10 protein-coding genes are annotated in these 12,323 nt (G+C 72.3%); 5 read left to right on the top strand and 5 right to left on the bottom strand.

The features are described from left to right. Nucleotides 1-133: 133 nt before the first annotated feature. The 4 genes from sseA to arfB all read right to left on the bottom strand — a co-directional run bounded on the left by sseA (nt 134) and on the right by arfB (nt 3,323). On the bottom strand, nt 134-1,042 hold the full coding sequence (sseA, locus tag BLR95_RS00400) for a 3-mercaptopyruvate sulfurtransferase (RefSeq protein WP_092613962.1): 909 nt from the start codon (nt 1,040-1,042) through the stop codon (nt 134-136). A 148-nt stretch (nt 1,043-1,190) separates the two neighbouring features. After that, on the bottom strand, nt 1,191-2,171 hold the full coding sequence (locus BLR95_RS00395) for a cysteine synthase A (protein ID WP_092613961.1): 981 nt from the start codon (nt 2,169-2,171) through the stop codon (nt 1,191-1,193). A gap of 75 nt (nt 2,172-2,246) precedes the next feature. Next, nucleotides 2,247-2,879: a DNA-3-methyladenine glycosylase family protein gene (locus BLR95_RS00390; protein ID WP_092613960.1), complete on the bottom strand. Its 633-nt coding sequence runs from the start codon at nt 2,877-2,879 to the stop codon at nt 2,247-2,249. 12 nt (nt 2,880-2,891) lie between these two features. Beyond that, on the bottom strand, nt 2,892-3,323 hold the full coding sequence (arfB, locus tag BLR95_RS00385; protein ID WP_092613959.1) for an alternative ribosome rescue aminoacyl-tRNA hydrolase ArfB: 432 nt from the start codon (nt 3,321-3,323) through the stop codon (nt 2,892-2,894). 654 nt (nt 3,324-3,977) lie between these two features. Here arfB and BLR95_RS00380 point away from each other — a divergent pair. From BLR95_RS00380 to BLR95_RS16180, 5 genes are all read left to right on the top strand, one after another. After that, nucleotides 3,978-4,706: a gamma-glutamyl-gamma-aminobutyrate hydrolase family protein gene (locus BLR95_RS00380; RefSeq protein WP_092613958.1), complete on the top strand. Its 729-nt coding sequence runs from the start codon at nt 3,978-3,980 to the stop codon at nt 4,704-4,706. 135 nt (nt 4,707-4,841) lie between these two features. Next, a complete protein-coding gene (gpmI, locus tag BLR95_RS00375; RefSeq protein ID WP_092613957.1) occupies nt 4,842-6,398 on the top strand; it encodes a 2,3-bisphosphoglycerate-independent phosphoglycerate mutase in 1,557 nt (518 codons plus the stop codon). After that, nucleotides 6,395-7,690, top strand: coding sequence for a murein hydrolase activator EnvC family protein (locus BLR95_RS00370; RefSeq protein ID WP_092613956.1), 1,296 nt, complete (start codon nt 6,395-6,397; stop codon nt 7,688-7,690). Before gpmI ends, BLR95_RS00370 begins: the two co-directional genes overlap by 4 nt. A gap of 84 nt (nt 7,691-7,774) precedes the next feature. Next, a complete protein-coding gene (locus tag BLR95_RS00365; protein WP_092613955.1) occupies nt 7,775-9,091 on the top strand; it encodes a S41 family peptidase in 1,317 nt (438 codons plus the stop codon). Between the two features lie 72 nt (nt 9,092-9,163). After that, a complete protein-coding gene (locus BLR95_RS16180) occupies nt 9,164-11,080 on the top strand; it encodes a divergent polysaccharide deacetylase family protein (RefSeq protein WP_092613954.1) in 1,917 nt (638 codons plus the stop codon). A 7-nt stretch (nt 11,081-11,087) separates the two neighbouring features. On the opposite strand, the gene BLR95_RS00355 is transcribed toward BLR95_RS16180, so the two are convergent. Beyond that, nucleotides 11,088-11,936: a 2-hydroxyacid dehydrogenase gene (locus BLR95_RS00355; protein ID WP_245689154.1), complete on the bottom strand. Its 849-nt coding sequence runs from the start codon at nt 11,934-11,936 to the stop codon at nt 11,088-11,090. Nucleotides 11,937-12,323: the final 387 nt, after the last annotated feature.

The following is a 12,323-nucleotide window of genomic DNA, read 5'->3' as shown; positions in this document are numbered from 1 at the left end:
TTCTCGGGGGCGACCGACACGGCGGCGCGTCGGGGCAGCGAATACGGAACATGCCCCCAACGGAAAGCGGGGCTCCCCTGACTTAGGGGCGCCCGGTGGCCGGCGCAATCGGCCGACACGATTCGTTCATGGTTCAACCCTCCGGCCCGACGATGGGCAGATCGGCGCGGTCGCCCCACTCTGCCCACGAGCCGTCGTAGACGCTGACCGTGTCGTGCCCCAGAAGATGCGCCCCCACCGCCAGCACGCAGGCGGTCACCCCGGAGCCGCAGGCGGCGACCAGCGGCTGGGCCGGATCAACCCCGGCCCGCTCAAAGGCGGCGGCCAGATCGGCCGATGGGCGGAAGGTCATCTCGCGCGGGTCGAGCAGGTCGAGAAAGGGCAGGTTCAGGCTGCCCGGCACGTGGCCGGCGCGCGCCGTCGGCCGGGGTTCGGGCTCGACCCCCTGGAAGCGCCCGGCGCCCCGGGCGTCGACCAGCGGCGGCCCGCCACCGTCCAGGGCGGCCAGCACCTGGTCCACCGCCACCACCCCGCGCGCCGGGCCGCTGGCCGAGAAGGTGCGCGGCACCGGCGGCACCGGCGGCCCCTCCTCGGTCGGCAGGCCGCGCCGCAGCCACGCCGGCAGGCCACCATCGAGCACCGACACCCGGCCATGCCCGAAGGCCCGGAACATCCACCACACCCGGCAGGCGGCGGTGGCCACGCCCATGGCGTCGTAGGCCACCACGTGATCGGTGTTGGCGATGCCCAGCTCCCCCACCCGGGCCGCGAACAGCTCGGCCGAGGGCATCATGTGGGGCAGGTTAGTATGCGGATCGGCGATGGCGTCGATGTCGAAAAAGACCGCCCCGGGCAACCGGCACTCGGTGTGCTCCTCGGCCGCGTCGCGCTGCTGGGTGGGCAGGAAGAAGGTGGCATCGACGATGCGCACCTGGGGATCATCGAGCCGCCCGGCCAGCCAGTCGACATCGACCAGGGCCGGCGGGGCCTCGGGAAAATGGGGGGGAAAATGGGGCGGAGGGGCGGAAACGGACGGATTCATGGTGTCTGCCGAAGACTCCCTGCCATCTGGGGTCGGGGTCCCGGAACGCCGTTCGGCCAGCCCGGGAACACGAAGCCGGGGCTTCTGCCGGCCCCGGTCACGACTTTCTTATACTTGCCGCGACTCTACCCGTTTCGCCCCCCGGCGGCTACAGCCAGTCGGGCACCGGCAGGTCGCGGGCCTTGAGAAACTCGGGATTGTAGAGCTTGCTCTGGTAGCGCGCCCCCCCGTCGCACAGCACCGTGACCACGGTGTGCCCGGGCCCCAGATCGCGCGCCACCCGCATGGCGGCGGCCACGTTGATCCCGCTCGAGCCGCCCAGCACCAGACCGTCGTGACGGATCAGGTCGAACAGGACGCGAAGGGCCTCGGCATCATCGATGCGCACCGCGCCGTCGATGGGGGCGCCCTCCAGGTTGGCGGTGATGCGCCCCTGGCCGATCCCCTCGGTGATCGACGAACCCTCGCTTTTCAGCTCCCCGGTGGTGTGCCAGGCATACAGGGCCGAGCCCATGGGATCGGCCAGCACCACCCGGATGTCCGGATCATGGGCCTTCAGCGCCAGCCCCACCCCGGCCAGGGTGCCGCCGGTGCCCACGGCACAGGTGAAGGCGTCCAGCCGGCCGCCGCTTTGGCGCAGGATCTCGGCCCCGGTGGTGTCGCGGTGGCCGTCGCGGTTGGCCGTGTTGTCGAACTGGTTGACCCACAGCCCGCCCTCCGCCTCGGCCAGCCGGCGGGCCACGTGCACATAGTTGCCGGGGTCGCGGTAGGGCACCGCCTTGACCAGCCGCAGATCGGCCCCGCACAGCCGCAAGGCGTCCTGCTTCTCGCGGCTCTGCGTCTCCGGCATGACGATGCGCACCGGATAACCCAGCGCGTTGCCGAGCAGGGCCAGCCCGATGCCGGTGTTGCCGGCCGTGCCCTCGACGATCGGCGTGCCCGGGGGCAGCGTGCCGGCCGCCTGGGCGGCGCGGATCATGGCCAGCGCCGCGCGGTCCTTGATCGAGCCGCCGGGGTTGAGGAACTCGGCCTTGCCCAGGATGGCGCAGCCGGTGGCCTTCGAGGGGCCCTCCAGGCGGATCAGCGGGGTGTGGCCGATGGCCTCGACCAGGCCGTTGCGGACATGCATCAGGCGCCCTCCGATGGCCGGGTGGCCGGGACCCCAAACGGGACAACAAGAGTGTGACCCGATGGCGCGGGCCGATCAACCGTCCGTCGCGCCCACCCCGTGGGTGCGGATGTGCCACATCATCAGGCAGGCGACCGAGCGCCAGGGGCGGAACGGTTCGCCCAGGGCGCGCATCTCGGCCCGCCCGGGGCGCGCCGGCAGGTCGTAGAGCAGGCGCGCCCCCTCGCACACCGCCAGATCGTCGATCGCCCACACGTCGGGCCGGCCCAGGGCGAACAGCAGGTACATCTCGGCCGACCAGTTGCCAAAACCCTTGAGCGCCGTCAGACGGGCCAGAACCTCCTCGTCGGGCAGGGCGGGCAGAGCCTCGAGGTCCAGATCGCCATCCAGGATGGCCCGCGACAGGCCCCGGGCATAGGCCATCTTGGGGCGGCTCAGGCCGGCCCCGCGCAGGGTGGCATCGTCGGCCGCCGCCAGGGTTTCCGGCCCCAGCGGCGCCAGGGCCGCCTCCAGCCGCCCGAAGATGGCCGCCCCGGCGGCGCGGGACACCTGCTGGTCGACAATGATCCTAAGCAGCGTCGGAAACCCGGCCGGCCAGTGACGCGGCGCCGGCGCCCCGACCCGCTCGATGGCCCCGGCCATGCGCGGACAGGCCGCCGCCAAGTGGGCCAGCCCGCTGTCCAGGGAGTCCGCCAGATGGTCGCTCATAACGCCGCCTCCTCAGTCATCGCGCCCTGGGGCCCGCCGCGCCGCCTTGATCTGGCCGCGCTGCTTCTTGGCCGTCACCCGGCGCTGCCGGGCCGCCCGGCTCGGCTTGGTCGGGCGACGCGGCGGCGGTGGCGGCGCCAGCGCCCGACGCACCAGCTCGACCAGCCGGGCCCGCGCCTCGGCCCGGTTGCGCTCCTGGCTGCGGAACTCCTCGGCCACGATCACAACCTCGCCGGCCGCCGTCCAGCGATGCCCGGCCAGACGCTTCAGCCGATGCCGCGCCGCGCCCGACAGGTCCGGGCACAGCGCCGGTATAAACCGCAACTGAACCGCCGACTCGGTGGTGTTCACATGCTGTCCGCCCGGCCCCCGGGCCCGCACGAAGGACTCACTCAAGGACTCGGACGGCAACACCACCTCCGCCGTCACCCGCACTGGCTCCATCTCACACACCCCCACCGAAACACGCCCGCATGCTGCCAGCCCACCGGGCACAGGGCAAGTCGGGGGCGGGGCGACGACGGCGGCGCCTCGAACAGTCAGGGGCGCCGCCCCCGAACCCCCGCCGGGGACCCTGGGGGTCCCCGGACCCCGCCAGGACATTGATCGAGGCGTAATCGCCAGTCGTGCCCCGGACCGAGGGATGGTTGTTTCGCAGGCCGGCCTTGCCGGCCTGCAACCAAACACCCTCGCGGCCAGGAACTCGGCGTGTCCTGCCCCCCAACGAAAGGAGGGGTCCGGGGAAGCCCAGCTTCCCCGGCGGGGGGTGGGGGACAGAGCCCCCCTTTCGAAAAATCGGGGGCGCCGCCCCCGAACCCCCGCCGGGGACCCTGGGGGTCCCCGGACCCCGCCAGGACATTGATCGGGGCGTAATCATCAGTCGTGCCCCAAACCGAGGAATGGTTGTTTCGCAGGCCGGCCTTGCCGGCCTGCAACCAAACACCCTCGCGGCCAGGCTCCTTGCCGTGTTCCGCCCTCCAACGAAAGGAGGGGTCCGGGGAAGCCCAGCTTCCCCGGCGGGGGTAGGGGGGCAGAGCCCCCCTTGTCTCCGCCTTCGACCGGCCCGATGATGGCCTCGGCAACCATGGGAGTCCCGACATGTCACCGCCGCGCATTGGCTTGTTGTTGGATCATCAGGAGTCGGGGAGTTTTTCCCGGCGCCCGCATCATGCCCTGCGGGTGGCCTATTTCGAGGCCATCTGGGCGGCCGGGGGGTTGCCGGTGGCCATTCCCTATGTGGCCGAGGCGTGGCCGGCCTATCTGGAGCTGTGCCAGGGCTTCGTGACGCCGGGCGGCGACTATCCCTTCCCGGCCGAGTGGTATGTCAGCGCGCCAACCGAGGTGGTTGGCGCGCCGCCGCATCCGCGGTTCCGCTTCGAGGCCCAGGTGACCCGTGACCTGCTGGCCCAGGATCGGCCGCTGCTTGGCATCTGCGCCGGGATGCAGGTGCTGGCCGGGGTGATGGGGGCGCGATTTTATCGCGACCTGCACACCGTGATCGACACCGACATCGACCATCTGGACCAGTGCCCGGCCGAGGAACGGGCGCATGACGTGACCATCACCGAGGGCAGTCTTCTGCATCGGCTGGTCGGTCAGACCCGGATGGCGGTCAACACGGCGCACCGCGAGGCGGCGGCCGAGGCGCCCGAGGGGCTGCTGGTCTCGGCCCGCGCCGAGGACGGGGTGATCGAGGCGGTGGAGGTGCCGGGCAAGCGCTTTGCCCTGGGCGTGCAGTGGCACCCGGAGTTCTTCCCCGAACCGGGCAGCCCGGACCGGCGGATCATCGAGGGGCTGGTGGCGGCGGCGGCGCAAACGCAGACCTGAGATGCCGACGCGGGGCAAACCCAATCTTACAAACCCAATCGTACAAACCCAATCGTAACAGCGGTCATGTTCCCCCGCCGGCCCGGCTGGCCTATATAGGGGGCAGTCATTCCATCAATCAGCGGGGACGACCCAATGACCGCCAAACCCGTCGTGCTGTGCATTCTCGACGGCTGGGGCCACCGCGAGGCCACCGAGCACAACGCCATCGCCCTGGCCGACACCCCCACCTGGGACCGCTGGCAGGCCGAGCTGCCCCATGCCCTGGTCGAGACCAGCGGCGCCGATGTGGGCCTGCCGCCCGGCCAGATGGGCAACAGCGAGGTCGGCCACATGAACATCGGGGCCGGCCGCGTGGTGATGCAGGAGCTGGGCCGCATCGAAACCGCCATCGCCGAGGGGCGCCTCGCCGAGCGGGAGGCGATGGCCGACTTCATCGCCAAACTGAAGAAAAGCGGCGGCACCTGCCATCTGATGGGGCTGCTCAGCCCGGGTGGGGTGCATTCGCATCAGGACCACGGCGCGGCCCTGGTCCGCCTGCTGGCCGAGGCCGGGGTGCCGGTGGCGGTGCACGCCTTCATGGACGGCCGCGACACCCCGCCGCGCTCCGGCAAGGGGTTCCTGGAGAAGTTCCTGGGCGACGTGGGCGACCTGCTGGAAAGCGGCAAGGTGCGGCTGGCCACGGTCAGCGGCCGCTACTACGCCATGGACCGCGACAAGCGCTGGGACCGGGTGGAAAAGGCCTGGCGGGCCATGGTCCTGGCCGAGGGCGAGACGGCGCCCGATGGTCCGGCCGCCATGCAGGCCTCATATGACGCCGACACCGGTGATGAGTTCGTGCTGCCGACGGTGATCGACGGCCACCGGGGCATGGACAGCGGCGACGGCGTGTTCATGCTGAACTTCCGGGCCGACCGGGCGCGGGAAATCCTGGCCGCCCTGCTCGACCCCGCCTTCGACGGCTTCCTGCGCCCGCACCTGCCGCGCTTTGCCGCCGCCCTGGGCATGACCGAGGTTTCCACCGCCCACAACGCCTGGATGGGCACCCTGTTCCCGCCGCAGACCCTGACCCACATCCTGGGCCAGGTGGTGGCCGAGGCCGGCAAGACCCAGTTGCGCCTGGCCGAAACCGAGAAGTACGCCCACGTCACCTTCTTCCTGAACGGTGGCGAGGAGACGGTCTACCCCGGCGAGGAACGCATCCTGGTGCCCAGCCCCAAGGTGGCGACCTACGACTTGAAGCCGGAGATGTCCGCCCCCGAGGTCTGCGACCGGCTGGTCGAGGCCATTTCGGGCCAGGCCTTCGACCTGATCGTGGTCAACTTCGCCAACGGCGACATGGTCGGCCACACCGGCATCGAGGCCGCCGCGATCAGCGCCGTGGAGACCCTGGACCACTGTCTGGCCCGCATCGAGGCGGCGCTGTCCGAGTGCGGCGGCGTCGCCCTGGTCACCGCCGACCACGGCAACTGCGAGATGATGATCGACCCCGAGAGCGGCCAGCCGCACACCCAGCACACCGTGGGCAAGGTTCCCCTGGTGCTGCTCAACGGCCCGGCCGGGATGGGGCTCGAGGACGGCCGGCTGGCCGATCTGGCGCCCAGCCTGCTGACCCTGATGGGGCTGCCCGTGCCGGCCGAGATGACCGGCCGCCCGCTGCTCCACCCGGGCGCCGCGCGGGCCACCGCGTGACCGGGCGGGCCCCGTCGGGCGGCGGGCGCGCCCTGTTCGCGCTGCCGTTGGCGGCGCTGCTGCTGGCCGCCCCGCTGGCGGCGCAGGAGGCGCCGCCGGTCGATACCATCGAGCCGCCCGACCAGGCGCTGGAAAGCCTGGAGCGCTCGATCGCCGAGGAAAAGGCCCGTCAGGCCGAGGCCGAGAAAAGGGCCCGCGCCCTGAAGGCGGAGATCGACGCGGTGCGCCGCGAGCTGGTCGCCGCCGCCGACCGGGTGCAGGACCGCGAGGCCGCCCTCACCTACATGGAAAACGAGCTGTCGCGGCTGACCCGCGAGGCCCGCCAGATGAGCGACACCCTGGACCGCCGGCAGGCCCAGCGGGCCCAGGTGCTGGCCGCCCTGGAGCGTCTGGCCCTGCGCCCCGGCAGTGCCCTCTTGGTGCAGCCCGGCGACCCCGCCGACGCGGTGCGCTCGGCCCTGTTGCTGCGCGCCGCGGTGCCGGCCATCGAGGCCTCGGCGCGCGAGCTGGCCGGCGAGATCGCGCGTCTGGCCGAGGTCCGCGCCGCCCTCAGGCAGCAGCGCGACCGGGTGGCCAGCGCCTCCGACGCCCTGGCCGCCGAGCACCAGCGCCTCAATCACCTGTTCGCCCGCAAGCGCGAGTTGCTGGCCAAGGCCGAGGAAACCAGCGCCGAGGTGGAAGCGCATCTGGCCCAGTTGGCCAACGAGGCGGCCGACCTGCACGACCTGATCGACAAACTGAACGCCGAACGCCTGGCCCTGGCCGCCCGCGCCCTGGCTCCCCGGCCGACCCCGCCCCCGGCCCCCGAGCCGGCCCCGGTCGAGACCGCGGCAGCGTCCCCGAAAAATCCCCCCACCAGCCCCCGGGCCGACCAGTTGGCCGCCCTCTCCGGCCTGTCGCCGGGCGAGGCCAAGGGGCGCATGCCGCTGCCCGCCACCGGCCGGGTGATCCGCCGCTACGGCGCCACCGACCCGGACGGCGGGCCGGCCAGCAAGGGCCTGACCCTGGCCACCCGGCCGGGCGCCCAGGTGATCGCCCCGTTCGATGGCGTGGTCGCCTACGCCGGGCCGTTCCGGGGCTATGGGCGGATCGTCATCATCGACCACGGCGACAGCTACCACACCCTGCTCGCCGGGCTGGGCCGCATCGACATCGCCGTCGGCCAACGCCTGCTGGCCGGCGAGCCGGTGGGCGCCACCCCGGCCGAGGAGGACTCAAACCTCTATCTGGAACTGCGCCGGCAGGGCCAGCCGATCAACCCGCTGCCCTGGATGATGGCCCGCGATGGCTGACCGCTTGACGCGGCGCCGGCTTCCGGCGACCCTTGGCCGGCATCTTATTCGGTACCTTCTTGACCCCTGACTGGTGAGTGGAACATGGCGCGCAAGGTCCTTATCCCGTCGTTGATCGTCCTTCTGGTGGCGGTGGCGGCGCCCTTCACGATTGATCTGGTGCGGCCCCTGACCGCCCGCGCCGACAGCAGCAACGAGCGCACCTTCGAGGCGCTGGAGCTGTTCGGCGACGTGTTCAGCCGGGTCAAGGCCGACTATGTGGAGGAATTGACCGACGAGGAGTTGGTCAAGGCGGCGGTCAACGGCATGTTGACCACCCTTGACCCGCACTCGGCCTACATGCCGCCCACCTCGTATGCCGACATGCAGGTGCAGACCAAGGGCGAGTTCGGCGGCCTGGGCATCGAGGTGACCATGGACGGCGGCTGGGTCAAGGTGGTCTCGCCGCTCGACGACACCCCGGCCGCCGAGGCCGGCATCGAACCCGGCGACTACATCACCCACATCGACGGCGAGTCGGTGCGCGGCCTGTCGCTGGCCGAGGCGGTCGACCGCATGCGCGGCAAGGTCGGCACCGACATCACCATCACCGTGCAGCGGCCCGACACCGACCCCTTCGAGGTCACCCTGACCCGCGCCGTGATCCGCATCAACTCGGTGCGCTGGCGGACCGAGGGCAACGTCGGCTACGTGCGCATCACCACCTTCAACGAGCAGACCGAGGACGGCCTCAAGGAGGCCATCGACGAGCTTGAGGACGAGCTGGGCGACGACATGCAGGGCTTGGTGCTCGATCTGCGCAACAACCCGGGCGGCCTGTTGGATCAGGCGATCCGGGTTTCCGATGCCTTCCTCAAGCGCGGCGAGATCGTCTCCACCCGCTCGCGCCACGACGAGGACACCGAGCGCTTCAACGCCGGCGGCGGCGACCTGATCGACGGCAAGCCGATGGTGGTGCTGATCAACGACGGCTCGGCCTCGGCCTCGGAAATCGTCGCCGGCGCCCTGCAGGACCACCGCCGGGCGGTCATCCTGGGCACCCGCAGCTTCGGCAAGGGCTCGGTGCAGACCATCATGCCGCTGCCCGACGACGGCGGCGCCATCCGCCTGACCACGGCGCGCTACTACACGCCCTCCGGGCGCTCCATCCAGGCCGAGGGCATCGCCCCCGACATCGTCGTCGAACCGGCCCGGGTGGAAGCCCTCAAGGATCACCGCCGGCGCAGCGAGGCCGACTTCGTCAACGCCCTGGACAAGGGCGACGACAGCGCCCCCACCCCGCCCGACGCCGCGCCGGCCGAGGACGCCGCCCCGGGCAAGAAGGCGGCGCAGGATGACTACCAGTTGGCCCGGGCGCTCGACCTGTTGCGCGGCCTGGCCATCTATTCGGCCCAGCACTGAGCCGATCCCCATGACCGGGCGGGCCCCCTCATCGGGCGCCCGCCCCGGTCGCCCGATGAGGGAGGGCACGTCATGGCCCTGTCCTTGAAGTCCCTGCTGCCCAAGGGCCGGCGCGGCAAGAAGCCCGCGCCGGCGGCGGCGGACGACGACCTGCTGGACGACCCTCTGGATGACCCCTTGGGCGCCCCCCTGGATGACCCCTTGGGCGAGCCGGGCGAGGACGGCTTCGGCGGCGATCCCGGCGACGCCTTCGCCGGCGACGACTTTCCCGGCGATGATCTTTCCGGAGACGCCTTCGCCCCCCGCCCGCCCGACGAAACCCGGCGCCTGGGCCGGCGCAAGCAGATCATTGCCGGCAGCGCCGCCGGGGTGGCCCTGATCGGACTGCTCGGCGGCTACTTCATGCTCGGCGGGTCGTCGCCGGAAGCGCCCGACCCGGCCACCCCCGCCGCCGTGGACAGCCACCAGCAGGACGCCGGGGAGGACGCCCACGCGGCCGGCAAGCGGCTGGTCGTCGCCCTGCCGCCACCCTCGCAGCGCACCCCCCGGCCGGCCGAACCGCCCCAACCGCTGAGCGACCCGGTCAGCGAAAGCGCCCAGTCCCCGGACCGCCGGCCCTGGCTGGCCCCTCCAGAGGACAGCGGCGCCCCCGCCCCAACCGACCCCGCCCCAATCGACCACGGCGGGCACGACGCCGCCGCGAACCATGGCGAGACGCCGGCCACGACCGAGGCCCCACAGGACCACGGTGCCCCGCCCGCCGCCGACCATGCCGCCGACCACGGCAACACCAAGGATGGAACCGATCACCCGCCCGGCCCGGCCACCGGCGACCACGGCACCCCGCCCGAGGCGCACGCCGAGGCGACCCACGGCACCGGCCACGACAGCGCCGCGCCCCAAGCCGCCGACACCCACGCCCCCGACACCCACGCAGCCGATACTGATGCGGGCGACACCCACGCCAACTCCGCCCACGACACGGCACCAGACACCGGCCACGGCAGCGCCCCCGCCGATCACGCCCCCTCTCCGCCGGCCGCCGAACCGGCCCTGCGCATCGCCGAGTTGCCCCAGGTGCCCGCGCGCCCCCTGCCCGACCAACCGGTGCCGGCCTACGACGCCCTGCCCGAACCGCCGCCCAACCAGGCCAGCCTGGCCGAGATCCCGGCCGACGGCCTGCACCGCCCGACCAACCTGGGCCAACTGCCGGTGATCGCCGAGGACGGCCGGCAGGCGTGGCAGGTCTACGCCCGCCCGCTGGCCGAAAGCGACCGGGGCAAGCCGCGCGTCGCCGTCATCGTCGGCGGCCTGGGCCAGCGCGAGGACCCGACCGCCGCCGCCCTCAGCCACAGCCACCCGGCCATCACCCTGGCCTTCGATCCCTACGGGGCCCGCCTCGACGCCTGGATCCGTGGGGCCCGCACCGCCGGCCACGAAGTGCTGCTGGAACTGCCGGCCCAGGACGCCGACTTCCCGCACCGCGACCCCGGGCCGCTCGGCCTGCTCACCGGCCTGCCCGAGGCGGCCAACATCGGCCGTCTGGAACGGGTGCTGGCCGACCGCATCGGCATCGTCGGCGTGCTCGGCCGGCCGCTGGCCCATGAAACGCCGCTGGCCAGCGATCCCGAGGCCTTCATCAACCAGCCGAGCCACCTCACGCCGGTGCTCGCCGCCCTGGCCGGGCGCGGCCTGATGTACGTCCACGGCGGCGGCCAAGCCGCCCTCGCCGAGGCCAACAAAACCGCCGGCGCCCCGGCCGTGCGCATTGATCTGATGATTGACGCCGATCCCTTCGCCGAAGCCATCGACGCCCGCCTGCGCCACCTGGAAAAGCTGGCCCGCGACAACGGTCACGCCCTGGGGCTAGCCGACGCCAGCCCGCTGACCCTGGAACGCCTCGCCGTGTGGAGCAGCACCCTGCCCGCCAAGGGCATCGCCCTGGTCCCCACCTCGGGGCTGATCGACCTGCCCGCCCCCAACGGCTGAGAAAAGCTCAGCAGCCCTGTTCGGGATCGACCAGACCGACCGGCGTCTGGCCAGCCTCCAGCCGCCGGATGTTGTCGGCGATCTGCGCAACGGCCGGGCCGACCAGGGTCTGGGCGGCGATGTGCGGGGTGGCGACAATGCGCGGATGGCGCCACAGGGGATGATCGACCGGCAGCGGCTCGACGTCGAACACATCCAGCAGGGCCCCGCGCAGATGACCGGAATCGAGCCCGGCGATCAGATCATCGGTGACCACATGCGCCCCCCGGGCGGCGTTGATCAGGCACGCCCCGGCCGGCAGCATCCCCAGACGCTCGCGGTTCAGCAGCCCCCGGGTGTCGTCGGTCAGCGGCAGCAGGTTGACCAGAATGTCGCAGCCCGACAGGAACGGCGCCAGCGCCTCGGGGCCGTGGAAGGTCTCCACCCCCGCCACCGGCGCCCCGCCGCGCCGCCAGCCGCGCACCGGAAATCCCAGCCCGGCCGCCGCCGCCGCCACCTGCCGGCCCAGCGCCCCAAGCCCCAACACGCCGACCCGGCGCCGCGCCGTCTCCGGGGCCGGCAGCTCCTGCCAACTGCCCCGGACCTGGGCCCGGCGGTAGTCGTCCATGCGGCGGTGGAAATGGAGAATGCCATACAGGCAATACTCCACCATCTGGGCCCCCATGCCGGCATCGAGAAGCCGCAACACCGGCACCCCCGAGGGCAGATCGGGGCGCGCCATCAGCGCATCCACCCCGGCCCCCAGGTTGTGGATGCCAAGCAACCCCGACAGACCCCGGAAAAACCCCGCCGGCGGCTGCCACACCACGGCATGGCGCACCGCCCCGGGATCGAACCCGTCGCCCGCCAGAACCACCCGATGATCCGGCAAGGCCGCCGCCAGACCCTCACACCACGGCGCCGGATCTTCCCCGGCGGAATGCAATAGAATCGTCATGGCTCCACCCTACCCCGGTCCGCCGACACCAACAATGGCGGCGTGACAGGGAGGCAATGGGGCGCATCGGACGGGGGCCTTGCCCCCGAACCCCCACCGGGGGACCGAAGGCGGTCCCTAAGGCCCCCCTCCAGTCGTTGGAGCGGAACGGGGACGTCGAGAACAGGTTAAGGGGTTGATTGCAGGCCAGCTTCGCTGGCCCGCGGAACCGACAAACCGACCATGGACAAATCATGCGCGGAATTGATCCGCGAGTCGTGCCCTGGGGACCGCCTCGGTCTTCCGGTCGGGGCGCGGGGGCAACGC

Source organism: Roseospirillum parvum (assembly GCF_900100455.1).
Lineage (GTDB): Bacteria > Pseudomonadota > Alphaproteobacteria > Rhodospirillales > Rhodospirillaceae > Roseospirillum > Roseospirillum parvum.
Note: the sequence above shows the minus strand (reverse complement) of the source record. Positions and strands in the feature narration are given on the sequence as shown.

Coding starts and splice junctions, on each gene's coding strand:
- BLR95_RS00365 (WP_092613955.1), top strand. CDS start 7,775: ATGGCGCGCAAGGTCCTTATCCCGTCGTTGATCGTCCTTCTGGTGGCG.
- arfB (WP_092613959.1), bottom strand. CDS start 3,323: ATGGAGCCAGTGCGGGTGACGGCGGAGGTGGTGTTGCCGTCCGAGTCC.
- BLR95_RS00395 (WP_092613961.1), bottom strand. CDS start 2,171: ATGCATGTCCGCAACGGCCTGGTCGAGGCCATCGGCCACACCCCGCTG.
- gpmI (WP_092613957.1), top strand. CDS start 4,842: ATGACCGCCAAACCCGTCGTGCTGTGCATTCTCGACGGCTGGGGCCAC.
- sseA (WP_092613962.1), bottom strand. CDS start 1,042: ATGAATCCGTCCGTTTCCGCCCCTCCGCCCCATTTTCCCCCCCATTTT.
- BLR95_RS00380 (WP_092613958.1), top strand. CDS start 3,978: ATGTCACCGCCGCGCATTGGCTTGTTGTTGGATCATCAGGAGTCGGGG.
- BLR95_RS00390 (WP_092613960.1), bottom strand. CDS start 2,879: ATGAGCGACCATCTGGCGGACTCCCTGGACAGCGGGCTGGCCCACTTG.
- BLR95_RS16180 (WP_092613954.1), top strand. CDS start 9,164: ATGGCCCTGTCCTTGAAGTCCCTGCTGCCCAAGGGCCGGCGCGGCAAG.